The sequence below is a fragment of the Rhizobium sp. H4 genome, from assembly GCF_003013335.1.
Classification (GTDB): domain Bacteria; phylum Pseudomonadota; class Alphaproteobacteria; order Rhizobiales; family Rhizobiaceae; genus Rhizobium; species Rhizobium sophoriradicis.
Genome location: NZ_PSOW01000005.1, coordinates 67671 through 93339, shown reverse-complemented (window position 1 = coordinate 93339; position 25669 = coordinate 67671). Strand labels below are relative to the sequence as shown.

The 25669-nt window shown below is 61.9% G+C and carries 25 protein-coding genes and 1 pseudogene; 13 read left to right on the top strand and 13 right to left on the bottom strand.

The window, feature by feature from the left end:
* Positions 1–47 precede the first annotated feature (47 nt).
* From C4N04_RS09290 to cysE, 5 genes are all read left to right on the top strand, one after another.
* On the top strand, positions 48–836 hold the full coding sequence (locus tag C4N04_RS09290) for a creatininase family protein (RefSeq protein WP_077990721.1): 789 nt from the start codon (positions 48–50) through the stop codon (positions 834–836).
* Between the two features lie 148 nt (positions 837–984).
* Positions 985–2052 carry a GTP-binding protein gene (locus tag C4N04_RS09285; RefSeq protein ID WP_106795919.1) on the top strand — a complete coding sequence of 356 codons (1068 nt, stop codon included), beginning with the start codon at positions 985–987 and terminating at the stop codon, positions 2050–2052.
* Positions 2052–3041 (top strand): WD40 repeat domain-containing protein, encoded by a 990-nt coding sequence (locus tag C4N04_RS09280; RefSeq protein ID WP_096763705.1) that lies wholly within the window; start codon positions 2052–2054, stop codon positions 3039–3041. Before C4N04_RS09285 ends, C4N04_RS09280 begins: the two co-directional genes overlap by 1 nt.
* Before the next feature lie 16 nt (positions 3042–3057).
* On the top strand, positions 3058–3537 hold the full coding sequence (locus tag C4N04_RS09275) for a GNAT family N-acetyltransferase (RefSeq protein ID WP_096763706.1): 480 nt from the start codon (positions 3058–3060) through the stop codon (positions 3535–3537).
* 118 nt (positions 3538–3655) lie between these two features.
* Entirely contained in the window at positions 3656–4474 is an 819-nt protein-coding gene (gene cysE, locus C4N04_RS09270; protein WP_106795918.1) for a serine O-acetyltransferase, read from the top strand.
* 67 nt (positions 4475–4541) lie between these two features.
* Here the strand turns inward: cysE and C4N04_RS09265 are convergent, their stop codons facing one another.
* The 3 genes from C4N04_RS09265 to odc2 form a co-directional block, all read right to left on the bottom strand.
* Positions 4542–5570, bottom strand: a complete 1029-nt coding sequence (locus C4N04_RS09265; RefSeq protein WP_179363866.1) for a serine hydrolase — start codon at positions 5568–5570, stop codon at positions 4542–4544.
* A 220-nt stretch (positions 5571–5790) separates the two neighbouring features.
* Positions 5791–6381, bottom strand: a complete 591-nt coding sequence (locus C4N04_RS09260; protein WP_106795917.1) for an N-acetyltransferase — start codon at positions 6379–6381, stop codon at positions 5791–5793.
* 94 nt (positions 6382–6475) lie between these two features.
* Positions 6476–7609 (bottom strand): ornithine/lysine decarboxylase, encoded by a 1134-nt coding sequence (odc2, locus tag C4N04_RS09255; protein WP_009994341.1) that lies wholly within the window; start codon positions 7607–7609, stop codon positions 6476–6478.
* Between the two features lie 528 nt (positions 7610–8137).
* Here odc2 and C4N04_RS09250 point away from each other — a divergent pair.
* From C4N04_RS09250 to C4N04_RS09240, 3 genes are all read left to right on the top strand, one after another.
* Positions 8138–9031: a LysR family transcriptional regulator gene (locus C4N04_RS09250; RefSeq protein ID WP_010058455.1), complete on the top strand. Its 894-nt coding sequence runs from the start codon at positions 8138–8140 to the stop codon at positions 9029–9031.
* A 128-nt stretch (positions 9032–9159) separates the two neighbouring features.
* On the top strand, positions 9160–9801 hold the full coding sequence (locus C4N04_RS09245; protein ID WP_106795916.1) for a DUF1007 family protein: 642 nt from the start codon (positions 9160–9162) through the stop codon (positions 9799–9801).
* On the top strand, positions 9795–10871 hold the full coding sequence (locus tag C4N04_RS09240; RefSeq protein WP_106795915.1) for a nickel/cobalt transporter: 1077 nt from the start codon (positions 9795–9797) through the stop codon (positions 10869–10871). Before C4N04_RS09245 ends, C4N04_RS09240 begins: the two co-directional genes overlap by 7 nt.
* 2 nt (positions 10872–10873) lie before the next feature.
* Here the strand turns inward: C4N04_RS09240 and C4N04_RS09235 are convergent, their stop codons facing one another.
* The 4 genes from C4N04_RS09235 to C4N04_RS09220 all read right to left on the bottom strand — a co-directional run bounded on the left by C4N04_RS09235 (position 10874) and on the right by C4N04_RS09220 (position 13298).
* Positions 10874–11080, bottom strand: a complete 207-nt coding sequence (locus tag C4N04_RS09235; RefSeq protein WP_010059443.1) for a hypothetical protein — start codon at positions 11078–11080, stop codon at positions 10874–10876.
* A complete protein-coding gene (locus tag C4N04_RS09230; protein WP_106795914.1) occupies positions 11077–11772 on the bottom strand; it encodes a GNAT family protein in 696 nt (231 codons plus the stop codon). The genes C4N04_RS09235 and C4N04_RS09230 overlap by 4 nt, the downstream gene beginning before the upstream one ends.
* A gap of 63 nt (positions 11773–11835) precedes the next feature.
* Positions 11836–12555, bottom strand: a complete 720-nt coding sequence (locus tag C4N04_RS09225; RefSeq protein ID WP_039622297.1) for a tellurite resistance TerB family protein — start codon at positions 12553–12555, stop codon at positions 11836–11838.
* A 104-nt stretch (positions 12556–12659) separates the two neighbouring features.
* On the bottom strand, positions 12660–13298 hold the full coding sequence (locus C4N04_RS09220; protein WP_106795913.1) for a 2-dehydro-3-deoxy-phosphogluconate aldolase: 639 nt from the start codon (positions 13296–13298) through the stop codon (positions 12660–12662).
* 153 nt (positions 13299–13451) lie between these two features.
* Here C4N04_RS09220 and C4N04_RS09215 point away from each other — a divergent pair, with 153 nt between their 5' ends.
* The 4 genes and pseudogenes from C4N04_RS09215 (at position 13452) to C4N04_RS09200 (ending at position 16430) form a co-directional block, all read left to right on the top strand.
* On the top strand, positions 13452–13940 hold the full coding sequence (locus C4N04_RS09215; protein WP_009993598.1) for a CYTH domain-containing protein: 489 nt from the start codon (positions 13452–13454) through the stop codon (positions 13938–13940).
* Positions 13918–14826 (top strand): annotated as a pseudogene (locus tag C4N04_RS32590) (CHAD domain-containing protein). Before C4N04_RS09215 ends, C4N04_RS32590 begins: the two are co-directional and overlap by 23 nt.
* Positions 14827–14953: 127 nt before the next feature.
* Positions 14954–15430 carry a VOC family protein gene (locus tag C4N04_RS09205; protein WP_106795912.1) on the top strand — a complete coding sequence of 159 codons (477 nt, stop codon included), beginning with the start codon at positions 14954–14956 and terminating at the stop codon, positions 15428–15430.
* A gap of 70 nt (positions 15431–15500) precedes the next feature.
* Entirely contained in the window at positions 15501–16430 is a 930-nt protein-coding gene (locus C4N04_RS09200; RefSeq protein ID WP_106795911.1) for a rhodanese-related sulfurtransferase, read from the top strand.
* A 42-nt stretch (positions 16431–16472) separates the two neighbouring features.
* Here C4N04_RS09200 and C4N04_RS09195 read toward each other — a convergent pair whose 3' ends face one another.
* Together C4N04_RS09195 and C4N04_RS09190 are read right to left on the bottom strand one after the other, a co-directional pair.
* The gene (locus tag C4N04_RS09195; protein WP_106795910.1) at positions 16473–18686 is read right to left on the bottom strand and encodes an EAL domain-containing protein; all 2214 of its coding nucleotides are present in this window, start codon (positions 18684–18686) and stop codon (positions 16473–16475) included.
* A gap of 114 nt (positions 18687–18800) precedes the next feature.
* The gene (locus tag C4N04_RS09190) at positions 18801–20186 is read right to left on the bottom strand and encodes a GH1 family beta-glucosidase (protein ID WP_106795909.1); all 1386 of its coding nucleotides are present in this window, start codon (positions 20184–20186) and stop codon (positions 18801–18803) included.
* Positions 20187–20449: 263 nt separating this feature from the next.
* Between C4N04_RS09190 and C4N04_RS09185 the strand changes: the two genes are divergently transcribed.
* On the top strand, positions 20450–20851 hold the full coding sequence (locus tag C4N04_RS09185; RefSeq protein ID WP_010061000.1) for a DoxX family protein: 402 nt from the start codon (positions 20450–20452) through the stop codon (positions 20849–20851).
* Between the two features lie 82 nt (positions 20852–20933).
* On the opposite strand, the gene C4N04_RS09180 is transcribed toward C4N04_RS09185, so the two are convergent.
* The 4 genes from C4N04_RS09180 to C4N04_RS09165 form a co-directional block, all read right to left on the bottom strand.
* Entirely contained in the window at positions 20934–22121 is a 1188-nt protein-coding gene (locus C4N04_RS09180; protein WP_106795908.1) for a Gfo/Idh/MocA family oxidoreductase, read from the bottom strand.
* Positions 22122–22321: 200 nt separating this feature from the next.
* Positions 22322–23374 carry a sugar phosphate isomerase/epimerase gene (locus C4N04_RS09175; protein ID WP_038691387.1) on the bottom strand — a complete coding sequence of 351 codons (1053 nt, stop codon included), beginning with the start codon at positions 23372–23374 and terminating at the stop codon, positions 22322–22324.
* A 248-nt stretch (positions 23375–23622) separates the two neighbouring features.
* On the bottom strand, positions 23623–24570 hold the full coding sequence (locus C4N04_RS09170) for a substrate-binding domain-containing protein (RefSeq protein ID WP_077990763.1): 948 nt from the start codon (positions 24568–24570) through the stop codon (positions 23623–23625).
* 85 nt (positions 24571–24655) lie between these two features.
* Positions 24656–25660 (bottom strand): ABC transporter permease, encoded by a 1005-nt coding sequence (locus C4N04_RS09165; protein ID WP_106795907.1) that lies wholly within the window; start codon positions 25658–25660, stop codon positions 24656–24658.
* Positions 25661–25669 lie beyond the last annotated feature (9 nt).

Sequence of the window (25669 nt, the reverse complement as noted above, 5' to 3'; positions counted from 1 at the left end):
ATATGACATTGCCCATGATCTCGTCATAAACAAGAGGCAACGACCGGATGATGACGCCTTCGCCACGCTTCGAGGACAGCGACCCGGCCTCCGCCGCCGGCAGGCGCTGCCCGATCGCCGTGCTGCCGCTGGGCGCGCATGAGCAGCACGGCCCTCACCTGCCCTTCGAAACCGACACGCTGATTGCCGAAGGCATTGCCGGACGGTTGAAGGCGGCCCTGCCCGCCGGCCTGCCGGTCACCTTCCTACCGGCCGAATCGGTCGGCTACTCCATAGAGCATATGGATGTTGAAGGAACGAAGACGCTCACCTTCGACGAGGCCGTCCACCGCTGGCTCGGCATCGCCGAAGGCCTTGCCAAGCAGAATATCCGCAAGTTGGTGATGCTGAACGCCCATGGCGGCAACTCGCCGCTGATGACGATCGTCGCGACGGAGGCGCGAGTCCGCTTTGCCATGCTGGCCGTGGCGACGAGCTGGACCCGCTTCGGCCTGCCGGATGGCGTGATCCCTCCCGTGGAAAAGGCGATCGGCATTCATGGCGGCGATATCGAGACCTCGGTGATGCTGGCGCTTCATCCTGACAGGGTTGATATGGCGAAGGCTGCAGATTTCCCTTCGCGACAGACGGAATTTGCCAAACGCTTCAAACATCTGCGCGCCTACGGGCCGCACGCTTTCGGCTGGAAAATGTCGGATCTCAATTCGCAAGGCGCGGCGGGCAACGCCGCGGCCGCGACAGCCGAAAAGGGCGAGGTGCTGATTGCCCATGCAGCGAAGGGGCTGATGGAATTGCTCGAGGATGTCGATGCCTTCGACCTCGGCGAGCTCCGGTGAGGGCGACCGATCCGCGCCCGCAGATGATGTGATCTTATAACATTATAAAACCCTTTGAACTGCCGCACCCATGCCATTATATGAGACCAACCGTTTCAAGCAGCCGATCCAAAGCCGCCCGGCCGCACGCCTAATTCTAGAGGTTCCCATGACCGACGCGATTGCCACCCAAAAGCCCATTCCCGTTACCGTGCTCACCGGTTATCTCGGCGCCGGCAAGACGACGCTGCTCAACCGCATCCTGTCGGAAAACCACGGCAAGAAGTATGCGGTCATCGTCAATGAATTCGGCGAGATCGGCATCGACAACGACCTGATCGTCGAGTCGGACGAAGAAATCTACGAGATGAACAATGGTTGCGTCTGTTGCACCGTGCGCGGCGACCTGATCCGCGTCGTCGAAGGCCTGATGCGCCGCCCCGGCCGCTTCGACGGCATCATCGTCGAGACGACGGGCCTTGCCGATCCGGTGCCGGTCGCCCAGACCTTCTTCATGGATGACGACGTGCGCGCCAAGACCGAGCTCGACGCCGTCATCGCTCTCGTCGACGCCAAGCACCTGCCGCTGCGCCTGAAGGACAGCCGCGAGGCCGAAGACCAGATCGCCTTCGCCGACGTGGTCGTCATCAACAAGAGCGACCTGGTGACGGCGGAAGAACTTGACGTGATCGAGGACATTGTCCGCGCCATCAACCCGGCCGCCCGGGTCTACAAGACCAGCCGCTCGGGCGTCGACCTCGCCCGCGTGCTCGACCAGGGCGCCTTCAACCTGGAGCGGGCGCTCGAAAACGATCCGCATTTCCTCGAGCACGGCCATGACGACCATGTCTGCGGCCCGGACTGCGATCACGATCATCACCATCATGATCACGATCACGGCCATCATCACCATGGCGCGATGTCGGCGATCCATGATGTGACGGTGCAGTCGGTTTCGCTGCGCGGCGGTGAGATGAACCCGGAGCGCTTCTTCCCCTGGATCCAGAAGATCACCCAGGTTCAGGGCCCGAATATTCTGCGTCTCAAGGGCATCATCGCCTTCAAGGACGATCCCGAGCGTTACGTCGTTCAGGGCGTGCACATGATCATCGAGGGCGATCATCAGCGGCCTTGGAAGGACGGCGAGAAACATGAAAGCCGTCTCGTCTTCATCGGCCGCGATCTCGACCGCGAAAAGCTCGAGGCCTCCTTCAAGGCCTGCGAGGCAGCCGCCTGATGCCGACAGTTGCACCGCTTGATCTCGCCGGCCACGTTCTGGCCGTCGAATTTTTAGGTGACATTCCCTTCTTCGCAAACGCAAACGGCACTTTTCACCGGCTGGACGGCGGCGAGAAGGTTTGCGAAGCCCATCAGGGCATGCTCACCGCCATCCGCGATCCTTATAGCGACAGCCTGATCTCCGGCGGCGAGGACGGCAAGGTTCTGCGCATTGCCGCCGATGGCAGCGTCAGCGAACTTGCAACGGCGCCACGCAAGTGGATCTCGCAAGTCGCGGCCGGCCCGCAGGGCGCCGTCGCCTATTCTTACGGCAAGAGCTCGCTCGTCCGCCTCGCCGACGGCACCACCAAGGAATTCCCCGAGGAGCGCACGGTTGAAGGCCTCGCCTTCGCGCCGAAGGGCCTGCGCATCGCCGCCGCCCGATACAACGGCGTGTCGCTGCATTGGGTCGGCACGAGCGCCAAACCGGTCGATCTCGAATGGAAGGGCGCGCATACCGGCGTCACCTTCTCGCCTGATGGCAATTTCCTCGTCACCTCGATGCAGGAAAATGCCCTGCATGGCTGGAAGCTCGACAGCAAACCCGGTGCCGAGGCCCGGCATATGCGCATGACGGGCTATCCCGCCAAGGTGAAATCGCTTTCCTGGTCGATCAAAGGCAAATGGCTCGCCTCATCGGGCGCGCCCGCAGCGATCGTCTGGCCCTTCCAAGGCAAGGACGGGCCGATGGGCAAGGCGCCGCTCGAACTCGGCACCCGCGCCAATATCATGGCGACCTCGGTGAGATTCCACCCGTTGGAAGACATTCTTGCCATCGGCTTCATCGACGGCATGATTCTGGCCGTACGCATTGCCGACAGCAAGGAAGCGCTGCTGCGCCGCCCCGGCAAGGGCGCGATCACGGCGATGAGCTGGAGCGCAAACGGCAAGCTGCTCGCCTTCGCCTCCGAAGCCGGCGATTGTGGCGTTGTCGATATTTCGGCGTGAACTCCTATTGCCGGTCATGGACGATGCCGTGATGGAACCGGAGATCGTGGCGCTTGGCGCCGAGCATATGCAGGCGGCGGCAAGAATTCGGCGCGCCGCCCTGTGGCAGCGCCTGCCCTGGCTGCTCGATATCCACACGCCTGACGAAGAAGAGCAGTATTGGTGCATGCATCTCCTGCCGAATTGCACCATCCTCGGCGCCGCCATGGGAACTGACCTTGTCGGCGTCGTCGCCTATGGCGATGACTGGATTGAGCAGCTTTACGTTCTCCCGGATTTCCAGGCGAAGGGTATCGGTTCCCTGCTCCTCGGCTGCGCCAAGGAAGAGATGGACGAGATCAGGCTCTGGACGTTCCAGCGCAACAGGGGCGCCCGCGCTTTCTACGAGCGGCACGGTTTTTCCGTCGAGGAAGAGACAGATGGCAGCGACAATGAGGAAAAGGAGCCTGACGTGCTTTATCATTGGCGCCGGTTTTCCGAACTGACGCCTGCTTGAACCCGTCTGACTAGGACACGCGCCAGGCCCCCGAATCCATCTTGCCAAATGCTTTGCATGGGCCAAACATGAAAAATCACGCAGGTATTCCTGCGCGTAGGTGACAGAGGAAATGCCAATGCCGAAATCAACCGGCCTCGGTGTAGCCGAGCAACAGCCGCCGCCTTTGGGCGATGCGTCCGTTTGGAACGCCATCCGCGCCGAGGCAGCCGAGCTTGCTGCGCGAGAGCCGATATTGCGGCGGCTGCTTGCCGCAGAGGTGACGGATGCCATCGGCAATAATGAGATCCTTGCCCGGGTAATCGCCGCCCGGCTTTCCGTGACGCAGGTGGAAACCGGCAATCTGTTGGATCTTATACTGTCGACCCTGAGCGACGACATCATGCGGAAGGTCGAGGCAGACCTCGCAGCCGTGCGCCAGCGCGATCCCGCTTGCACGACATTTCTGCACGCGCTCCTCAACCTCAAGGGCTTTCATGCGCTGCAGACGCACCGCGTCGCCCACGCGCTCTGGAACGCCGGCCGGCCGGAGATCGCCACCTGGCTCGCCAATCTCGCCTCGCTGGTCTTCGGCCCCGATATTCATCCGGCCGCACGAATCGGCGCTTCCATCATGCTCGACCACGGCTCGGGAATCGTCATCGGCGAAACGGCCGTGATCGAGGACGAAGTATCGATCCTGCAGGGCGTCACGCTCGGCGGCACCGGCAAGGAAACCGGTGACCGCCACCCGAAGATCCGCCATGGCGTCATGATCGGCGCCGGCGCCAAGATCCTCGGCAATATCGAAATCGGCGCCTTCAGCAAGATCGCCGCCGGCAGCGTCGTGCTGAAGCCGGTTCCCGAACATTGTACGGTCGCCGGCGTGCCGGCCACCGTCGTGCGCATCCACCGCGCCGACGAAATCCCCGCCGAGACCATGGATCAAAATATCTAGATCTTTCCGAAATGTGCTTCGGTCGTTATGCGGCCTGCTGATTGTCCAAGATGCACGGGCGCTTTAATCAGGCGGCCCGCACCGCGCCGATGATGTCAGCCAACAGACCGTGCAGCAGATCCCGGTAGCCGTTTCGGGCGGACGGACCGCTCTCTTCCGAAGTCATGACGACCGTCAGATCGAGCGACGGCACGATATAGAGCATCTGCCCGCCGTAACCCCAGGCGAAATGCACCTGCTCGCCGCCGATCTGCCGCGTGAACCAGCCATAGCCATATTCGTCGCCCGAAAAGCGTGAGTTGGTGCGATGCTGCCACGATCGGGAGATCCAGTCGGCCGGGATGACCTGGCGGCCTTCGGCGGTCTTGCCGCCGTTGCGATAGAGTTCGCCGAAGGCAAGCAGGGAGCGGGCGCTCATCGCCATCTGGTTGCCGCCGAGATAGATGCCCTGCGGATCGCGCTCCCATGCGCCGATGCGGAAACCGTCGACCGGACCCAGCCATTCCTGCGCCAGGGCCAGCGTCGACCGCCCGCTGACCTTGGTGAGAATGGCCGACAGCAGATGCGTGGATGCGGTGGAATAGAGCATTTCTCCACCGGGCTGATCGACGAAAGGCTGCGAAAGGGCAAAACGCACCCAGTTGCGCGAGGAGACCCAGCGGCCGTAATTCGGCCCCGACATGCGATCGAGCCCAGTCTGCATGGAGAGAAGATTGCCGATGGTGATGTCGTTGAGGCGCGGATCGGGTGTTTCAGGCAGATCGGCCTTCAGGATCGGTGCGATCTTCTGATCCGGCCCCTTCAGCAGGCCTTTGTCGATAGCGATGCCGACCAGCGCCGAAATGATCGACTTCGAAGCGGATTTGATATTGGTCGATTCTGCCGGTGAATGACCGTGGAAACCGCGTTCGGCAAGCACCCGCCCACCGCGCGCGACGATCACCACCTTGAGCGGCCGCATCGCCAGGTCATCAGCCGCCTGATCGAGACGCGGGTCAAGCCCGGTGCTGGCGCGGGCTACGCTCTGGGCAGTGGCCGGCGCCGTTGTGGCAAGCGGCAGAGAGAAAAGAAGCAGAAAGGAGAGAACACGGAGCATGCGGCGCAAGATAGGATATCTCAGCGATATCTTCGCGGGCCGGCGGCACTTTTCACGCGATTGTGTTGCCGCGTGCGCCGGTGATCATGCGCCGCGTCGGCCGCCAAAAAGGACAATCCGCGCCGCAACCACGGCAGGCCCGCCTGCCTCCACTCAAACGGCGCGGATATTGCCGGCCGGGGTAAGGACGTTCCACCCCGGCCAGCCGATCGGCACAGCCTCAGGCGGCGCGGCGAACCGGCGCGCCGGTCAGCATGCGCCCCGAGGGGACGATCATGCCGGCCGCGCCGTCAAGCCAGCCTTCCGTGAGCTCGAGCGCCAGAAAGCGCGAGCGTTCGAACGGACCCGGCATGACAAGATGGCGAGCCTTTTCGGCGAAGAAGCCGAAACGCTCGTAATAGGCGGCGTCGCCGACGAGCAGGACAGCGCCGTGCCCACGGTTCTTCGCCTCCAGGATCGCCGCGCGCATCAGCGCCGCGCCAATGCCCTTGCCGCCGTGACGGCCATCCACGGCGAGCGGACCGAGCAGCAGCGCATTGATCGGCGTGCCTGCATCATTGACGCCGGCCTCGACGTTCCAGAGCCGCACCGTGCCGATGACATGACCGTCGCGGTCACGCGCGACCAGCGCCAGCCCCTCGGCCGGAACACGGTTGCGGCGAATCTTCTCCGACGACTTCTTGCGGCGGTCCGGTCCCATGACGCGGTCGAGCAAGTTTTCACGGGCAACGACATCCGAGGGATTTTCGGCGTCGATGGCGAAGGTGGTGGGCGCAAAGAATGCGCGGACAGAATCAAGAACAGCGGCCATCTTGGCCTCCCGTACCCAATACCGTTATCAGCGGCGATGAATGAAAATTGTGAAGTTGCCGCCCCGGCTGGTTACGGGGCCGGCGGAAACAACCTTAGATGACGTAGGCCTTCAGCGGCTCGAAGCCGTTGAAAGCGACCGCCGAATAGGTCGTCGTGTAGGCGCCGGTGCCTTCGATCAGGACCTCGTCGCCGATCGAAAGGGAGATCGGCAGCGGATAGAGCTTCTTCTCGTAGAGCACGTCGGCCGAATCGCAGGTCGGGCCGGCGATGACGCAGGGTTCCATCTCGTCGCCGTCGTGCTCCGTGCGGATCGGATAGCGGATGGCTTCATCCATCGTCTCGGCGAGACCGCCGAACTTGCCGATGTCGAGGAAGACCCAGCGGGCATCGTCATTGTCCGACTTCTTCGAAATCAGCACGACTTCCGCCTTGATGACACCGGCATTGCCGACCATGCCGCGGCCCGGCTCGATGATCGTCTGCGGGATCTGGTTGCCGAAATGCGTGCGCAGCGCCTGGTAGATCGACTTGCCGTAAGCCTCTGCCGACGGAACGTCGCGCAGATACTTCGTCGGGAAGCCGCCGCCCATGTTGACCATCTGCAGGTGAATGCCCTGCTTGGCAAGCGATACGAAAACGCGCTTCGCATCGGCGAGTGCCGAATCCCAGGCATCGACCTTGGTCATCTGCGAACCGACATGGAACGAGACGCCGTAGGACTGCAGGCCGAGCTGGTGGGCGTAGACGAGAACGTCGACGGCCATCTGCGGAACGCAGCCGAACTTGCGCGACAGCGGCCATTCGGCGCCTTCGCCATCGGTCAGCACCCGGCAGAAGACACGGGCGCCGGGAGCGGCGCGCGAGATCTTCTCGACTTCCTCGTGGCTGTCGACGGCAAAGAGGCTGACGCCGAGCGCATGAGCGCGAGCGACATCACGCTCCTTCTTGATCGTGTTGCCGAAGGAGATGCGGGCAGCGGTCGCACCGGCGTCGAGCGCCATTTCGATTTCGGCAACGGATGCGCAATCGAAATTGGAGCCGAGACCTGCGAGCAGCTTCAGCACCTCAGGGGCCGGGTTGGCCTTGACGGCGTAGTAGATCGCGCTGTCCGGCATGGCGTGACGGAAGGCCTGGAAATTGTCGCGAACGACATCGAGGTCAACCACGAGGCAGGGACCGTCGGGACGTCGGGTTGCGAGAAAGTCGCGGATGCGCTGGGTGGTCATATCGATTCCCTCTTCCAGTTCCAGAGCTCCGGCATGAACCGGAGGACAAAGGGCATACGAGAACTCGCATTGGAACCAGCCGGTGGAGACCCCGGAACCATAGCAAGCGCTCGATGCGCGGATAGTGAACCAACGCCGCGATGCGGTGTAAGTTCGGCTTTGTCTGCCATGGATTGGAGGGAGAATCCCAACCGCACTTCCGGCAATGATGGTGTGCCTCTTCAGTAACCCCCGCTGATGGAAAGCAGGGAGAGAACAAAAAGGCCCGCACCGTCGTTGCTTCAGGCGTCCTCGCATTTTCCGGTTGGCCGGAATAGCGACTGGAGGGGTTAATTCCAGGTACCTTACCGATTTCCTCACCAATTCGAGGGTTCGGCGGACACCCATGGGCACGTGCGACTTTGGGCTGAGGTGGAAATAAGAATATTCGCCTTCACAATCAAGCGTTTTTTTGATCTTGGGGTCAAAAAAATAATTGAACAGCTCGGGCCAATTTGTTCAACGTTTCGAAACAGCTTGGGGAAGGCCATGGACACTCTGACCCGCATACGCGCCTTCATCGATGTCGTCGAGGCCGAAGGCTTTTCCGCCGCCGCGCGCCGGACCGGCCGCTCGAAGGCACTGCTCTCCAAATACGTGCGCGAACTGGAGGATGAGCTCGGCGCGCTGCTGCTCAACCGTACCACCCGGCAGTTCTCGATGACCGAGGCCGGCCATACCTACTACCGCACCGCCTCCGATATCCTCAAGGAGATCGACAACCTCGCCGATCTCGTGCGCGAAAACAATGCGCAGCTCAAAGGACGGCTGCGCATCTCGGTGCCGCGCACCTTCGTCGACGCCGATGTCGGCCAGTCGCTGATCGATTTCGCCAGGGAGAACCCCGAGGTTTCGCTGGAGATCGCCGCCGACGACCGCTTCGTCGATCTGATCGAGGAAGGTTTCGACGTGGCGATCCGCATCACCAAGCTCGAGGATTCCGGCATGATCGCCCGCAAGATCTCCGATTTCCGGATCCATCTCTGCGCCACCCCGGAGTTTCTCACCCGCTATCCGAACATCGAGCATCCGAGCGATATTTCCAACGTCCCTTTCATCGTCGACACCAATGCGCGCAGCCAGGCGAGCATCCGCTTCTACAATCCCGACAACACCTCGTTCGCGGTCGCCGTTTCCGGGCCGATAGAGGTCAACAGCCCGCATGCGACATTGCGCGCGGCCCTTGCCGGCATCGGTATTGCCTTCATTCCGGATTTCATCGCCCGCAAGCCGATCGAGAGCGGCGAACTGGTGACGCTGTTCAACGACTACATCCCGACCGACCGCGGCATCTATGCCGTCTATCCGCACCGGCGCTACCTGCCGGCCAAGGTGAGGATCTTCGTCGACTACCTGCACAACTGGTTCAAGAAGCATCCGTGAGGCTGCACCAAATGATCCGCCCGGCCGGACGATCGGGTGATCCCGGGCAAGTTCAGCCGGCATGCCGTCCCAATTCCGTCCCAATTTCTGGCAAGAACACGGGTCGAGCGAATAAGGCAGCGGGACGCATGAAAAAATCCATACTATTGATGACCGCGCTTCTTTCGCTGGCGCCAGCCGCCGCCTTTGCGCATCCGCACATCTTCGTGGAGGCGCGGCTCGAAGTCGTCGCCGGCGCTGACGGCAGCGTCGAGGAACTGCGCAATGTCTGGCGCTTCGACGAGGTCTTCTCCTCCTCGGTCGTCATGGATTTCGACAAGAACACCGATCTGAAGCTCGAGCCGAACGAACTCGCGCAGGTCGGCAAAACGGTGAAGCAATCGCTTGCCGATTACGACTACTACATGAACCTGACGGTCAACGGGAAGAACGTCACCGTCCAGCAGCCCGACATCATCCATGTCGACTACAAGGACGGCCAGCTGCTGATGTTCTTCGCGGTGAAGCCGGCGGAGAAGATGCCGCTCAAGGGCAGGCTGAGCTTCGGCGTCTACGACCCGACGCTTTATACGTCGATCGATTTTCCGACCGACGCCGAACTTTCAATCGTCGGCGACGGCTTCAAGGCCTGCAAACACCAGGTGGTCAGGCCTGATGCCGACCAGGTGATCTCGGAGAACAAGCAGTCGCTGACCGATGCCTTCTTCAACGATCCCACCGGCACCAACATGTCCAAACTCTTCGCCACCCGGCTGGAGGTTACATGCTGACGAGACGCCCGTCCTTCATCCTTTCCGCAGCCCTCCTTGCGCTCGTGATGGCGGCATGCCTTGCCCATGCGCAATCGCCGCTCGGCATCGGCGCGGCCGAACCGAGTTTTCAACCGACTGGCGGACCGTTCGCACCACTTTTGCTCTATGTGAACTATGAGCAGCAGGCCTTCTACCGGGCGCTGACGGATGCCTTGAAGGGCATGCGCGAGGATCCGTGGCAGCTGACATCGCTGATCGGTCTTTCCTTCGCCTACGGCGTCTTCCATGCCGCCGGCCCCGGCCACGGCAAGGCGGTCATCTCCTCATACATGATCGCCAACGAGGTCGAGCTGAAGCGCGGCGTGGTGATTTCCTTCATTTCGGCGTTCATCCAGGGCATCGTCGCCGTCGCCCTGGTCGGCGGCGCCTGGCTGGTGCTGCGCGGCACAGGCATCACGCTGACGGCTGCGACCCATGCGATGGAAATCGCCAGCTTCGTCATGGTCATCCTCTTCGGCGGCTGGCTGCTGTTTCGCAAACTGCGCTCCATGGCGGGCAATTTGCCGCGCCGCCGGCTGATGGCGACATCCGCCGGCCCGGTCAGCATGATGCTCGATTGGAAGGACAACGCGTCCGAACGCCAGGCCTATGCCTTCAACGGCAAGGCGCAGGCCATCGGCGCCGGCCATACCTTCGTTCCCGGCATGGTCTGCGAGACCTGCGGCAATGCCCATCTGCCGGATCCGGCCCTGCTCGCCGGCGACAAGTTCAGCGCCCGCGAGGCCTGGTCGGCGATCGTTGCCGTCGGCCTTCGCCCCTGCTCCGGCGCGCTCCTGGTCATGACCTTTTCGCTGCTGAACGGGCTTTATCTCGGCGGCATGCTGTCGGTCGCCGCCATGTCGCTCGGCACCGCGCTCACCGTTTCCGTGCTTGCCACCCTCGCCGTCACCGCCAAGGGTGCTGCCGTCCGCCTCTCCGGACGCGGCTCGACCGCCTCGATCTGGATCGGCCACGCCATCGAAATCCTCGGCGCGCTTCTCGTCATCCTGATGGGCGTCTTGCTGCTCGGCGCCTCCCTGCAGGGCTGACCTTATTTTTCTCGGCCGCGCTGGTAACGCGCCCTGAGCCAGAAGACCGCGAAAAACGCCATGATCAGGCAGACGCCGACGGCAATTCCCAGCACCGGCGAGAAATTGCCGATCCATAAGACGATGGTCGGCAGAAAATAAATGACGAGGCCGGCGCCGAGCAGAATGATGGCGGCGGCGATCGCCTGCGAGCGGCTCTCCTGATTCACGCGAGCCTTTCCTTTTCCAGATCGGCGCGGATATCCTGCAATCGCCGGATCTGGTTGCCGGCGGCGTCGAAATTCTCAGGCGAAAGCCAAGCCTCGAAGGCAGCGTTGATCAGCGGCCATTCGGCATCGATCATCGAGAACCAAGCGGTGTCGCGGTTGCGATGTTTGGAAATCATGTGCTGGCGGAACACGCCTTCGAAGCTGAAGCCGTACCGCACCGCCGTCGTCTTGCTCGCCTCGTTGTTATTGTCGCATTTCCATTCGTAGCGACGGTAGCCGAGATCCTCGAAGACGTGTTTGGCCATCAGGTAATGCGCCTCGGTGGACAGCGGCGACCGCTTCATGTCGGCGCCATGCGCCACCCCGCCGATCTCGACGACGCCGTTTGCCGGGTCGGCGCGCATATAGTTCGCCATGCCGACAATCTTGCCGGTGGCGTTGTCGCGGAAAATATGGGTGAGCCAGCCGGACTTGGTGTTGACGGCTTCCAGCCAGTTGGCGAAATCCTCGATACCGGAGAAATCGTCCTGCGCGAAATAAAGCAGCAGCGGGTTGATGCCCATGCCGCCGAGACCTTCCCACAGCGCTTCGAGATGCTCCGCACGCTGATAGGGCTCGACGGTGACGAAACGGCCCTTCAGCATCACCGGCTTCGGCGCCGGGCAGCCTTTGAAATTTGCAAGATCGCGCATGTTCACTCCCTTATGTAGGAGTGGGATAGGCCAGCCGCCCCATAAAGGCAACCGGCCGAGGTGTCACTGTGACAAGGTCGTCTTGGCGGAAGACACCGTCGCCTCGATATGGTCGACCAGCTGGTCGGCGAGGCCGAGCCTCCCGGCGAGCAGATCGAGGTAGCCGCGTTCAGCGCGCGAATCCGGTTCGATGGTGAGCCGCGAAGCGGTGTAGAGTTCGACCCGCTGTTCTTCCGTCACTGCCGCTGCGACGAGCGCATCGATATCCGTCGGCGAAGCGAGTTCATGCTCGATAAAGGCCGCAGCCTCGCCGCTGACATCGGCGGCCTTGACCTTGTCCATGATGAGGGCGCGTTCGGCATCGTCGATATGGCCGTCGGCCTTGGCGGCGGCGATCATCGCACGGATCAGCACCAGCACGAATTCGTTGCTGCCGGCAGGCGACGCCGGCCCGAAACCGGATTCGACAGGCGGCGGCAGAAGAACCGGATTGTTTGCCGAGGGTGCATCCGAGGGGGCTGCAGGCGCCTGCCCCGCCTGGTAATTCTTGTAGGCCTGGTAGCCAAGGCCGGCAATGGCGGCAAGACCGCCGATCGCCAGGGCATTGCCGGCAATACTGCGGCCGGTCTTGGTGCCGAGAAGTGCGGCGGCGATCGCACCGGTCTTCATCGGGTTGTTCTTTGCCGTCTGCACGGCATCGCCCGCCCTATCGCGGACCGATCCGCCGAGACCCGGCACCTGCGAACCCAAGAATTGGTCGAGAAGCTTCTTCGCGTCGAACATTCCTCGTCATCTCCCTGTTGAGGCTGGAGGAGAACATAGGTTTGCGACGGCTGAAATACAAATATGGGGCTCGCCAAGAAGCGCACCCCTAAGAAAATCCAATGTCAGGCCTTCAGCGCTGCCGCCTCGGCCGCAAGCTTGGTAATGCCTGCCCAATCGCCGGCGGCGACGAGTTCCTTCGGCGCCACCCAGGAACCGCCGACGCAGATGACGTTCGGCAGCGACAGGTAATCATTGGCGTTTTTCAGCGAAATACCGCCGGTCGGGCAGAACAGCGTGCCGGCAAGCGGTGAGGAAAGCGCCTTGAGAAAGGCGGCGCCGCCGGCCTGCTCGGCCGGGAAGAACTTCAGCACCTGGTAGCCTTCTTCGCGCAGCGCCATGACTTCGCTGGCGGTGGCAGCGCCCGGAAGCAGCGGCACGTCGGAATCGGCGGCGGCATCGAGCAGCTCCTGCGTCGTGCCCGGGCTGACGATGAACTTCGAACCGGCCTCGACGGCCGCTTCCCAATGGGCAGCATTGAGGATCGTACCGGCGCCGACTTCGGCGCCTTCGACCTCGGCGGCGACGGCGCGCACGGCTTCAAGGGCGGCCGGCGTGCGCATGGTGATCTCGATCGCCTTCAGGCCACCTGCGACGAGCGCGCGGGCCAGCGGCACCGCCGACTTGGCATCGTCGACGATCAAGACCGGGACGACCGGCTGGAGTTTCAGGATGGAAAGGAGCTTCTCTGTTTTCTCGCCCATGGCCGTGCGACTTCCTTGAAACGATTGAATTCGACCCCGAATAACGCCCTTGCGGAACCTTGTCGAGATAAAACCAATTCATATGACAAGGTGGGTATGAAATACCGGGAAAGTGGGATACCGTGCCGCACTCGTCACAAAAGGTTCACCGATATGGCGAAAGAGATCGAGCGGAAGTTTCTGGTACGCAGCGATGGATGGCGGTCCGCCGTCGAAACGAAGTCCGTTCTCAGGCAGGGTTACATCGCCTCGATGGACGACCGTTCCGTTCGGGTGCGCACCCTTGACGGCAGGAACGCGAAGCTGACGATCAAGATCGGCCGCAGCGCCATCACCCGTGACGAATTCGAATATGACATTCCGATCGCCGATGCCGAGGAGCTGTTGCAGAACGCGGTCGGCATCGTCATCGAGAAAACGCGCTACCGCGTTCCGCATCAGGGCTTCGTCTGGGAGGTCGACGTTTTTGCCGGCGAGCATCGCGGACTTGTCATCGCTGAGGTGGAAATGGCGGCGGAAACCGACAACCCGGCCCTCCCCAGCTGGCTTGGCCGCGAAGTGACCGGCGATTTCCGCTATTCCAACCAAGCCCTTGCCACGGAATATGGGCACGACAGGCATGGCCTATCGCATACGGCCTGACGCCGATTTCACCGAGGCGTTCCGGAGCGTCGCGACCGAGCAGCTGGAAAGCGCCATCACGGTTCTTGAGGAGCGACCGGACGGCGCGCATGAGGCGATCCATTCCTCCCGCAAGGACCTGAAGCGATTGCGCTCGCTCTACCGGCTCGTAGCGCGCGAGGCGCCGGAATCCAAGAACATGAAAATACAAGGCTGCGCGATGTCGCACTCTCGCTGTCGGCAATCCGCGACGCAGCCGCTCTTATCGGCACGGCGCAATATCTGCAGCAGTCGGCCCGTGAGCCGGATGAGAACGAAGCGCTCGGCCGGATTGTCACTATTCTCGAAGGGCGGCGTGATTGGATGGCGGAGGCCGAAAGCGGCCTGGAGCAACGGCTCGCGGAAACCTCTGACGTTCTGAAAGAAGCGATTGCCGCCCTCGCTACAGTCTCATTTGATGGCGATCACCGCAAGAATGCCCCGCAAGCTGGCAAACAGCTGGCGCCGCACCGCGCGCAAGGCCAAGGCTGCGCTCGCCGCCTGCCATGGCCAGGCAGCGGCCGACGATTTCCACGATCTCCGCAAACGCACCTACGATTATCGACTCTATCACGCCCTTTTGCGCGACATCTGGCCGGGCGCGATGAAGGCCAAGCGCGATGTGGCCAAAGAACTCGTCGAGGATCTCGGTCATATTAACGACCTGGCCGTGCTCTGCGAACTGGTGGAAGCCGAGCCGCAGCTCTTCACCCGCAATGATGATCTGGCGCATCTGCTCGACGCCATCATCTTCCGCCAGCAGGAGGACCGGCGGCAGGCGCTTGTCAAAGCAGAAGCCGTTTTCGCCGACGATCCCGACGAGGAAGCACAGCGCATCGAGCTCCTCTGGCTGACGGTCGCAGGTTGAGCGGCGGCGTCATTATTGCGATTGGGCCAGCGCGTCGGAAATGTCGAAAGAAAGCCCATTGACCTCAACCAGACTTGAGGTCCTACCCTCCGGCAGTCGACCAAGCAGACCTGACCGCGAGGAAACAATGATTGCCGCAAATGCTGCTATGCCAAAGCTGCTCGGGCTCTACGAGACGCATCTGACCGTTGCCGACCTCAAGACCTCCACGGATTTCTACCGGGATGTCGTCGGACTCGAACCGGCGGCGTCATTCGAGGAGCGCAAAGTCGCTTTCCTCTGGGTGGACGACAGGAAGACTGGCATGCTCGGCCTTTGGGAAACCGGAACCGGACCCCTGAGGATGCGGCTGCATATTGCCTTCCGCATGACTGTCGAAGGTGTGCTGCAGGCGCTCGCCGCTCTCAAGGCAAAGGGTGTTGAACCTCTCGGCTTTACCGGCGAACCGGCGACGGAGCCGGTGGTTCTCGGCTGGATGCCGGCTCTGTCGATCTATTTCAAGGATCCGGATGGACACTCGATCGAGTTCATTAGCATTCTCGACGACACTCCCGACCGAAGCTTCGGCGTGCGGCCGTTTTCGGAATGGACGGCGAAAGCATAATCGGTAACCGTCAAAGCCGCTACCGGCGAAGGCAATTGCGCAAGCCGCCGATTTTCTGTATTTCCCGGCCATGACCGACAGCCTGACACACACCGGCCCGTTCCTCGTAGCGGCGCTCTACCATTTCGTTTCCGTACCGCGCTTTGCCAGCCTGCAAGCGCCGCTGCAGGCGCTTTGCGAAGAGAACGGCGTCAAGGGAACGCTGCTTCTGGCGCATGAGGGCATCAACGGCACGATCGCGGGACCGGATGCCGGCATTGGCGCCGTGCTCGCCTTCCTGCGTGCCCAGCCGGAATTTGCGGGGCTGGAGCACAAGGAAAGCCGCGCGTCGAAAATGCCTTTCCTGCGGCTGAAGGTGAAGCTTAAGAAGGAAATCGTCACCATGGGCGTCGAAGACATCGACCCCAACAAGGTGGTCGGCACCTATGTGGCGCCTCAGGACTGGAACGCGCTGATTTCCGACCCCGATACGATCGTCATTGACACCCGCAACGATTATGAAACGGCGATCGGCACGTTTCGCGGCGCGCTCGACCCAAAGACGAAGACGTTCCGCGAATTTCCGGATTGGGTGCGCCGCAATGCCGGCCTGCACAACAAGCCGAAGATCGCCATGTACTGCACCGGCGGCATACGCTGCGAGAAGGCCACGGCCTTCATGAAAGCTGAGGGCTTCGACGAGGTCTATCATCTCAAGGGCGGCATCCTGAAATATCTGGAGGACGTGCCGCCGGAAGAAAGCCTCTGGGACGGCGCCTGCTTCGTCTTCGACGAACGCGTCTCCGTCGAGCATGGGCTGAAGCAGGGCGAACACAAGCTGTGCCACGCCTGCCGCAATCCGATCACTTCAGAGGAAATCACCTCGCCGCTCTATGAGCAAGGCGTTTCCTGCAGCCACTGCTATCACGCGCGCACCGAGGAAGACCGGCTGCGCTACCGTCAGCGGCAGCACCAGATCGCGCTGGCAAGAAAACGCGGCCAGCGGCATATCGGCAGCTGAGCCTGTTCCGTTTAGACGGGCTTGCTGCCCGCGAATTCGCCGTCAGGCGGCCCCGAGACGGCGCCGGTTTGACGGCTCCGCAGCACGAAGCTCGTTGAGCATGTCGGTAATTCGCTCGGCCAGCATGGGCTTTCCGAATAAGTAGCCTTGCAGACAGTCGCAGCCGAACAGGCGCATGGCGACGGCCTGACCTTCGGTCTCGATGCCTTCAGCTGTCACCGGGATATCGAGCGAGCGGGCGAGCGCCACCGTCGCCTGCAGCATTTCGCGCTGGCGCTTGTCCTCGTTGACCCCCATGACCAGCGAGCGGTCGATCTTGATGCGGTCGAAGCCGAACTGCCTGAGATAACCTATCGAGGAGAAGCCGGAACCGAAGTCGTCGAGCGCCACTTTCACTCCCAGCCCCTTCAGCCGTTCGATCGACTGGCGGGTGCGCTGCGGATTCTGGATCATGTAACCTTCGGTGATCTCCAGCGTGATGCGGCTGGCCTCGATCTCCGTCTGTTTCAACACGTAGCGCACATAGTCGGTGAAGGCGGGATTGCGGAACTGGCCGGGCGAGACGTTGACCGAGACATTGAGTTCCGGCCATTGCTTGGCCGTCTCGCAGGCTTTGCGCAGCACAAACAGGCCAAGCGATTCGATCAGGCCGCTGGTCTCGGCGATCGGAATGAATATTTCAGGCGAAACAGGGCCGTGGCCCGGGCGGTTCCAGCGCACCAGCGCTTCGACGCCATTCAGCGCATGCGTGGTTGCATCGACCAGTGGCTGATAGGCGAGGGTCAGGTCGCCGCTTTCGATGGCGATCCTGAGATCGAGCTCCAGCGCGTTGCGCTGCTCGCGGTCCGCATCCATCGACGGATCGTAGAGCGTCATGCGCGCGCGACCGGCCTCCTTCGCCTTGTACATGGCAAGATCGGAACGGCGCACCAGCTCTTCGCGGTCGATCGCGCCGGCCGGCGACATGGCGATGCCGATGCTGGCCCCGACGACGACGACGCGGCGACCGATCTCCAGCGGATCGACCAGAAAATCGAGGATCTGCTCGGAAAGCTGCAGCGCGGCGGCATTCTCGCCGTCGGAGAGAAAGGCGATCGCAAACTCATCGCCACCGATGCGGGCGAGAACCGCGCCTTGTGGAATCAACACCTTGAGCCCGGCCGCGACCGCGCGGATCAACTGGTCGCCGGTGCCGTGTCCATAGCTGTCATTGACTTCCTTGAAACCGTCGAGGTCGAGATAGAGGAGCAGCACATTGCGCCTGCTCTGGCGGGCTTCGGCGACAAAGCGGTCGACAGCCAGCCCGAGACCCTCGCGATTGGACAGCCCGCTCAGCCTGTCGCGCAGCGCCTCCTCGCGGGCCCTGTTTTCCTCCGCCTTCAAGCGGCGGCCGGCGAGCCAGCCGATGGCCAGCAGCACCACGAAAAACAAGCCGACCAGACCGAGCGCCTCGAGGACCATCGGCCGCACCTGCGCATAGGCCACATTCCCCGGTGAGCGCGAGGTCCAGACCAGCTTGCCGAGCGTGGCCCCCATCGGATCGACGATGGGCACCAGATAACCGGCGTTGAAGGTCGGCGGCGCCAGCCGCAGGCCACCGATGACATAGGTCTGGCCGAGCGCGCTCACCCTGTCGTCATCGAGATGACGGGCGAAAATAAGATAGCGATGATGACCGGCCGGCACATCGAGTGCCCCGGATTTCTGCCGCACCAGGGCCACGCCGGCAGCTGCAATCCCGCGTTTGGTGCTGATGAAGCCGACGGCCTGAGGCCTGTCGACTGGGCCGGCCGCCTTCGCTGTATCGAGCAGCTTCCAGAGCGAAGGCCCGAAGAAATCTGCGAGCGGCTCCTCCATCGGCTTGCCGTCGCGATAGGCTATAATCGCATTCCTCGCATCATCGATGACGATCGCCATGTCGAAAAGCGAGCTATTGACCGACATCTCGCCGTAGTTGCTGATCGTCCACCCCATCCCATCTGGCGCGTAGACGTTGGCGGCGGCGTCGTCCCAGGCGGCATAATCGTCGAGCGTCGCGCCGAGCTGATCCTCGAAGGTCCTCAACGCGCCGATCGTCGTTTCGCGCGAGCGCTCGTCATCAAGGACATTGGCATTTTGAGCGACGCGTTCGATTGCCGTCAACACCATAATGGTGGCGACCGCAACGATGACCGCAAAGGAAAACAGCACGCCGGTAACGGTGATGTGACGGCCTATTCCCGATCCTTTGCGCTGCAATTTTCCGAGTATCTGCATTACCGCTCCCTGACCATCGGACTTTGCCAGCCAAGGGTTCAGAAACGTTTAAGCACGCGGCTGTTGCAGATCTTGTCGGTTCATTTTTTGCCCCGCTGCCGGCAGGATTCGCGCTCAGACAAACCGCTGACCCGGCTTGTGGTTTCCTTTCGGAAATTGCTCCGCGAGGTCGCGATACCATTTGCCGCTCTTCTTCACCGTGCGCAGCTGCGTCTCATAATCGACATGGACGAGGCCGAAGCGCATGCGGTAGCCTTCCGCCCATTCGAAATTGTCCATCAGGCTCCAGGCGAAATAGCCGCGCATCGGATAGCCGTCCATGATGAGATCTGCGACGACGTCAAGATGGTCGCCAAGATAGTCGAGGCGCATCGTGTCATTGACCTCGCCATCGGCGAGACCGGCATTGTCGCAGGCACCGTTCTCGGTGATGTAGCATTCCGGCAGATCGTAGCGGCGATAGAGACCCTCGACGAGGAGCTTCAGGCCCGGCGCATAGATTTCCCAGCCGATGTCGGTCTTGACGTCGGTTGCCGGCGGCGCTTTCACGGTCCACGGAAAATCGCCCTTGCGGTCAGCATCGTCGGCGACGCGCTCGGGCGTGTAGTAATTCAGACCCCACCAGTCGAGCTTCTGGCTGATCAGCTTCATGTCGCCGTCCTCGATGACAGGCATCCGGTCGCCGAGCGCCTCGACGAATTCCTTCGGATATTCGCCTTTGAAGACGGGATCGAAGAAGGCGCCGTTGTGGAACTGATGCGCGCGTTCGGCGGCGGCAAGATCGGCCGGGCTGTCCGAGCCCGGGATGATCGAGGCGGCATTGAGCACCAGGCCGACGGGTACGTTCGAAGCTTCCGAGCGGATCGCCTCGACCCCGAGGCCGTGGGCGAGGTTCATGGTGTGCATCGCGTGAAGGGCAGCCTGCATGTTGCGCTCGCCGGGAGCATGGATGCCATAGAGATGGCTCAGCCAGACGATGCACCAGGGTTCGTTGAAGGTCGCGACGGCGTCGAGACGGTCGCCGAGGCGGCTTATCACCGTCTTGGCATAACGCTGAAAGGCGTAAGCCGTCGAGCGCGCCGTCCAGCCGCCATCACCGGCAAGCAGCAACGGCAAGTCCCAATGGTAGAGCGTCGCAAAGGTCTTGATCCCCCGCGCCTTGCAGCCGTCGACCAGTCGGTCGTAGAAATCGAGGCCCGCTTCGTTCACCGGGCCTGTGCCATCGGGGATGATGCGCGGCCAGGCGATGGAGAAGCGATAGGCTTCGACACCCATCTCCTTGATGAGATCAAGGTCCTGCTCCAGCCTGTTGTAATGGTCGCAGGCAATTTCGCCATTATCGCGGTTATGGACGCGGCCGGGCATGTTGCAGAAAGCGTCCCAGATAGACGGCTTGCGGCCGTCGGCCTTGCTCGCGCCTTCGATCTGGAAGGCGGCGGTGGCAACGCCGAAGGTAAAGTCACCGGGAAAGCGGCTTGCAAGCGTCTTGGCATCGATCATCTCTAATCCCCGTCTCTGAGCATATGGACTGGCCATTGGGCCGGATTTAGCCAAGCCGAAAAGCAAAGTACAGGTCTCGGCCAAGAAAAGCTGCAACGTTGCAGTAGGAAGGGCGGAACGGCCATGACCGGCATCATTTGATGGCTTCGGACATCACGTTCCGACCGCAACGGATCTCATAACGCGAATGTCAGCAGTCGTGACTTGCTGCCGAGGCGGCGATCACTACACAGCGAAGACATCGCAAACATGAAAGGAACCCAATGCTGTCTTCGATCCATCTGCTGCAGCCGCATCTGCTGAGCCTGCTGCGCATCATCTCCTCGCTCGTGCTTTTCAGCTACGGCACGCAGAAGATCCTGCATTTTCCCGCCGCGGCAAGCGTGCCGCCGATGGGCTCGCTCTCCTGGATTGCCGGGCTGATCGAACTCACCCTCGGCTTCCTCGTCCTGGTCGGATTCCAGACCCGCATCGCGGCCTTCGTGCTTTCGGGCCTGATGGCCTTCGCTTATTTCATCGGCCATGCGGGAAAGAGCTTTTATCCCGCGCAGAATGGCGGCGTCGCGGCGATCCTGTTCTGCTTCGTATTTCTTTATCTGGTGGCGGCAGGCGCCGGGCCGCTCAGCGTCGACAGCTTGATGAAGCGCAACCGCGCTGCGGCCTGACGAATGACGGACAGGCCGAGGCAGCCAATGGCCGCTTCGGCATTTTCGCGGGCTCCGCCAATTTCACGCGGATCGCCAAGCCTCAGAGCTTGACCCAGGCGCCGTTTTTCTTCGACGAGGCGACACAGGCTTCGACGAAGGCGACACCCTTCACGCCGTCATCGACTGTGGGATAGACTACCGCCTTGTCGACCGCCTTGCCCTTCTTGCGGGCGTTGATCGCATGCGCGGCTTCCGTATAGATCGTCGCGAAGGCCTCGAGATAACCTTCCGGATGCCCTGACGGCACGCGCGTAACCCGGCCGGCAGCAGCTCCGGCGCCGGCGCCGCCACGAGTGATCAGCCGCTTTGGTTCACCGAAGGGCGTGTACCAGAGGTAATTCGGATCCTTCTGCGTCCATTCCAGGCCGCCCTTGCTGCCGTAGACGCGGACCATCAGGCCGTTCTCATGGCCGGGTGCGACCTGGCTGCACCAGAGCATGCCCTTGGCCGGCTTCTCCGAGCCCTTCGCCTTGAAACGCAGCATGACATGGGCATTGTCATCAAGACGGCGGCCGGGCACGAAACTGTCGAGATCGGCGGCTAGGCTGTCGAGCTCGAGGCCAGTGATGAAGGAGGCGAGATTATAGGCATGCGTGCCGATATCGCCTGTGGAGCCGCCGACGCCGGACTGGGCCGGATCGGTGCGCCAGGCGGCCTGCTTCTGGCCGGTCTGCTCGACCGCTTCGGTCAGCCAGTCCTGCGGATATTCGGCCTGGACGACTCTTATATCGCCGAGTTCGCCGTTCGCGATCATCTCGCGCGCCTGGCGGACCATCGGATAACCGGTGTAATTATGCGTCAGAATGAACAGCGCGCCGTTTTCGTCGGCGACCTTTTTCAGCTTCTTGGCATCGGCAAGGTTCGAGGTCAGCGGCTTGTCGCAAATGACATGAATGCCGCGCTTCAGGAATTCCTTGGCCGCATCATAATGCACATGGTTCGGCGTGACGATCGCCACCGCCTCGATGCCGTTCTTCAGCTTCGCCTCGCGGATGGCCATCTCGCGGTAGCTGGAATAGGTCCGCGACGGATCGAGGCCGAGGTCGCGGCCCGACTGAACGGCCTTGTCAGGCGTCGACGACAGCGCGCCGGCGATCAGATCGTATTGATCGTCGATGCGCGCCGCGATCCGGTGCACCGCACCGATGAACGCGCCGGCGCCGCCGCCTACCATGCCAAGCCGGATGCGCGGCTCGCGGGTCTGTTCCGATGATGCTTCGATTGCCATTCTTGTCCTCCTGAAATTTGAACTTGTGCGGATGCGCCCCTCATCCGGCTGCCGCCACCTTCTCCCCGTTCTGACGGGGAGAAGGGGATATGCCGCGACCTCTCCATCCCTCGTTAACGTCTCGCAAGGCAAGTCCCCTCTCCCCGTCAGAACGGGGAGAGGGTTAGGGTGAGGGGCAGCCTCCATGCATGCCCGAAGTCTCAGAGCCCCAGCATCCGCCGGTTGGCCGCCTGATCCGTACCGCTGCCGGCAAAATCGTCGAAGGCTTTTTCGGTGACGCGGATGATATGGGCGGCGACGAATTCTGCTCCTTCGCGGGCGCCGTCCTCCGGGTGCTTCAGCGCGCACTCCCATTCGACAACGGCCCAGCCGTCGAAATTGTTGGCCGTCATCTTCGAGAAGACCGCGCCGAAATCGACCTGGCCGTCGCCGAGCGAACGGAAGCGGCCGGCGCGTTCCACCCAGCCCTGATAGCCGCCATAAACGCCCTGGCGCCCGGTCGGATTGAACTCCGCATCCTTGACGTGGAACATCTTGATGCGGTCCTTGTAGATGTCGATGTTCTCGAGATAATCGAGGCACTGCAGGACGTAATGTGAGGGGTCGTAGAGCATGTTGGCGCGCGGGTGGTTCTTCACCCGCTCCAGGAACATCTCGAAGGTGATGCCGTCATGTAGGTCTTCACCCGGATGGATCTCGTAGCATACGTCGATGCCGTTTTCATCGGCATGGTTGAGGATCGGCGTCCAGCGGCGGGCAAGCTCGTCGAAGGCGGTCTCGACCAGACCGGCGGGACGCTGCGGCCAGGGATAGATGAACGGCCAGGCCAGCGCGCCGGAGAAGGTCGCATGCGCCTTGAGGCCGAGATTCTTCGACGCGGTCAGCGCCATCTTGACCTGCTCGACCGCCCATTCCTGGCGGGCCTTCGGATTGCCCCGCACTTCGGGCGCTGCGAAACCATCGAATGCTTCGTCATAGGCCGGGTGAACGGCAACGAGCTGGCCCTGCAGATGTGTGGAAAGTTCGGTGATCTCGATGCCGTTTTCACGGGCCTTGCCGGCGAACTCGTCGCAATAATCCTTGGATGTCGCAGCCTTCTTCAGATCGATCAGCTGGCTCGCCCAGGTCGGCACCTGAACGCCCTTGTAGCCGATATCGGCTGCCCATTTGGTGATTGCGTCCCACGAATTGAAAGGCGCTGCATCGCCCGCGAACTGGCCAAGGAAAAGGCCGGGGCCCTTGATCGTCTTCATGTCAGATTCCTCCCTGAACATCGACCGTAAACGTTTCTGATAACTTGTAGCACGCAATTTTGCGGGAGCAAGGCGCTTCCTTGCTTGCTGTCGTATTTGGCGCAGAGCCGGATGGTGTATGGCTGCGAACTAACCATGATGGGCATTGGCGGGCAAGAGGTACGTGCAGCATTTTCGCCTGCTCGCCAAAACGACGGCAAAAAAATGCGCCCATCCTTACGAATGGGCGCGCTTGCATAGCGGATCAATCAGAACGGAGAATCCGGGAAGTAGAAGTCCTTGGCATTCTCCTTGGTGACGAGCGTCGCGTCGAGGATGTAGTTGCCGTGGACGGGAACCTGGTCGTAGAGAGCAGCCGCCGTCAGCTCCATCGCCGTGCCGACCATCGCCGGCGGATAAAGAACGTCAACCGGGATCAGCTTGTCGCCGTCCATAACCTTCTTGATCATGTCCTTGGAACCGGCACCGGCGACGACATACTGGATGTCGGTGCGCTTGGCCTGCTCGATCGCCTGAAGAACGCCGACGGCCATGTCGTCGTCCTGGCACCATACGACATCAATTTTCGGGTACTTGGTCAGATAGTCCTGCATGACCTTGAAGGCGTCGTCGCGGTTCCAGTTGCCGTACTGGCGATCAAGAACCTTGACCTTCGAGCCGGCGATGCCCTTGTCGAAACCGTCCTGGCGCTGCTGGTCGATGGGGATCGGCAGGCCGCGGATGACGACGACTTCAGCCTCCGGGGTTTTTTCGGCAATGTATTTGCCGGCGACTTCGCCGAGCGCCGGATTGTTGCCGGCGACATAGAGGTCGCGCACGGAGTTGTCGTTGTTCGACGGTGCACGGTCGACCAGCGCCACGAACTTGCCCTTGTCCTTGACTTCCTTGATGGCGTTGACGAGCGGATCCGGATCCGAGGGCAGGATGACGAGCGCATCGATGCCCTGCGTATCGAGGTCCTGCACGGCATTGGCCTGCGTCGCAGCATCCGGCGAAGTCTTGACGATGACGTTCAGACCCGGATGTTCGGCCATCAGCTTCTTGGCAATACGCTCGGCATGGAACACGACCCCGGAAGTCCAGCCGTGATCGGCCGCCGGAATGGATACGCCGATCGTGTAGTTCTTGTCCTGGGCGTAGGCTGCGCCGGCAAAAGCCACCCCCGCAACCGCCAGACCCAACATGAGCTTGCGCATGCTATTTCCTCCCAAAAATATCAGGGACTTTTCCAATCCGAGCCGGGTGCCCTGTAAAGCCCGGCCAATCCGAGAACCGCCTGCTTTACGATTTGCGCACCAGCGACCGCTGCACCAGCATGGCGATGATGATGATCGCACCCTGGATCGCGCCGATCAGATACTCGCTGATGAAGTTCGAGAGCAGCATGATGTTGCCGACGAGTTCGAGAATGAAGGCGCCGCAAATCGTGCCCCAGACGCGGCCGGCGCCACCCTTGAGGGCCGTGCCGCCGACGACGACGGCGGTAATGGCCTGCAGCTCCCACAGAATGCCGGTCGTTGCCGAGGTGGAGCCGAGACGCGGCACATAGAGCAGCACGGCGATCACCACGCAGAGGCCCTGGATGACAAAGGCAATGGTGCGCACGCGATTGACCGCGATGCCCGAATAGCGCGCGACGTCACTGTTCGAACCGACAGCGACGACATGGCGGCCGTAACGCGTGCGATACAGGATAAAGGCCGCAATCGCGGTCACGACGAGGATCACCACGATCGGAACCGGAAGACCGAGAATATTGCCGAAATAGGCCGGCCGGTAGAGCGTCTGGATGTCGCTCGAGCGCAGCGTGATCGCGCCGCCCTGCGACAGCCAGGTGGTCAGGCCGCGATAAATGCCCATGGTGCCGAGCGTGGCGATGAAAGGTTCGATTTTGCCGACGGTGGTGATGAGCCCGTTGGCGAGGCCGCAAAGAGCACCCGCAATGACTGTGAAGAGCACAGCCGCGGTCAGCATCAGCACCGGATCGGCAATGACGCCCGAATTGATCAGCAGGATCATTAGACTGGCGACAAAGGCCACCATCGCGCCGACGGAAAGATCGAGATCTCCGGCCGAGATCACGAAGGTCGCGCCGACAGCGATAATGGCGATGAAAGCGCAGCGTGTCGCGACGTTGGCAAGATTGGTGATGCCGATGAAATTCGGATTGACCAGCGCGCCGACGATGAGAAGCAAGGCCAAAGCGGCAAAGGGTGCAACTGCGCGCAGATCAACGTCACGCCAGGACCTGCGCCGGATTTCCCTGGTCTCCTCGTTAACACTCATGTCCAAAAC

Bases quoted from the DNA above. Each gene is read 5' to 3' on its own strand.
- C4N04_RS09165 (WP_106795907.1), bottom strand. From the start codon at position 25,660: ATGAGTGTTAACGAGGAGACCAGGGAAATCCGGCGCAGGTCCTGGCGT.
- C4N04_RS09275 (WP_096763706.1), top strand. From the start codon at position 3,058: ATGGACGATGCCGTGATGGAACCGGAGATCGTGGCGCTTGGCGCCGAG.
- C4N04_RS09180 (WP_106795908.1), bottom strand. From the start codon at position 22,121: ATGGCAATCGAAGCATCATCGGAACAGACCCGCGAGCCGCGCATCCGG.
- cysE (WP_106795918.1), top strand. From the start codon at position 3,656: ATGCCGAAATCAACCGGCCTCGGTGTAGCCGAGCAACAGCCGCCGCCT.
- C4N04_RS09265 (WP_179363866.1), bottom strand. From the start codon at position 5,570: ATGCTCCGTGTTCTCTCCTTTCTGCTTCTTTTCTCTCTGCCGCTTGCC.
- C4N04_RS09195 (WP_106795910.1), bottom strand. From the start codon at position 18,686: ATGCAGATACTCGGAAAATTGCAGCGCAAAGGATCGGGAATAGGCCGT.
- odc2 (WP_009994341.1), bottom strand. From the start codon at position 7,609: ATGACCACCCAGCGCATCCGCGACTTTCTCGCAACCCGACGTCCCGAC.
- C4N04_RS09290 (WP_077990721.1), top strand. From the start codon at position 48: ATGATGACGCCTTCGCCACGCTTCGAGGACAGCGACCCGGCCTCCGCC.
- C4N04_RS09225 (WP_039622297.1), bottom strand. From the start codon at position 12,555: ATGTTCGACGCGAAGAAGCTTCTCGACCAATTCTTGGGTTCGCAGGTG.
- C4N04_RS09220 (WP_106795913.1), bottom strand. From the start codon at position 13,298: ATGGGCGAGAAAACAGAGAAGCTCCTTTCCATCCTGAAACTCCAGCCG.
- C4N04_RS09240 (WP_106795915.1), top strand. From the start codon at position 9,795: ATGCTGACGAGACGCCCGTCCTTCATCCTTTCCGCAGCCCTCCTTGCG.
- C4N04_RS09260 (WP_106795917.1), bottom strand. From the start codon at position 6,381: ATGGCCGCTGTTCTTGATTCTGTCCGCGCATTCTTTGCGCCCACCACC.
- C4N04_RS09175 (WP_038691387.1), bottom strand. From the start codon at position 23,374: ATGAAGACGATCAAGGGCCCCGGCCTTTTCCTTGGCCAGTTCGCGGGC.
- C4N04_RS09215 (WP_009993598.1), top strand. From the start codon at position 13,452: ATGGCGAAAGAGATCGAGCGGAAGTTTCTGGTACGCAGCGATGGATGG.
- C4N04_RS09230 (WP_106795914.1), bottom strand. From the start codon at position 11,772: ATGCGCGATCTTGCAAATTTCAAAGGCTGCCCGGCGCCGAAGCCGGTG.
- C4N04_RS09200 (WP_106795911.1), top strand. From the start codon at position 15,501: ATGACCGACAGCCTGACACACACCGGCCCGTTCCTCGTAGCGGCGCTC.
- C4N04_RS09190 (WP_106795909.1), bottom strand. From the start codon at position 20,186: ATGATCGATGCCAAGACGCTTGCAAGCCGCTTTCCCGGTGACTTTACC.
- C4N04_RS09245 (WP_106795916.1), top strand. From the start codon at position 9,160: ATGAAAAAATCCATACTATTGATGACCGCGCTTCTTTCGCTGGCGCCA.
- C4N04_RS09205 (WP_106795912.1), top strand. From the start codon at position 14,954: ATGATTGCCGCAAATGCTGCTATGCCAAAGCTGCTCGGGCTCTACGAG.
- C4N04_RS09285 (WP_106795919.1), top strand. From the start codon at position 985: ATGACCGACGCGATTGCCACCCAAAAGCCCATTCCCGTTACCGTGCTC.
- C4N04_RS09185 (WP_010061000.1), top strand. From the start codon at position 20,450: ATGCTGTCTTCGATCCATCTGCTGCAGCCGCATCTGCTGAGCCTGCTG.
- C4N04_RS09280 (WP_096763705.1), top strand. From the start codon at position 2,052: ATGCCGACAGTTGCACCGCTTGATCTCGCCGGCCACGTTCTGGCCGTC.
- C4N04_RS09250 (WP_010058455.1), top strand. From the start codon at position 8,138: ATGGACACTCTGACCCGCATACGCGCCTTCATCGATGTCGTCGAGGCC.
- C4N04_RS09170 (WP_077990763.1), bottom strand. From the start codon at position 24,570: ATGCGCAAGCTCATGTTGGGTCTGGCGGTTGCGGGGGTGGCTTTTGCC.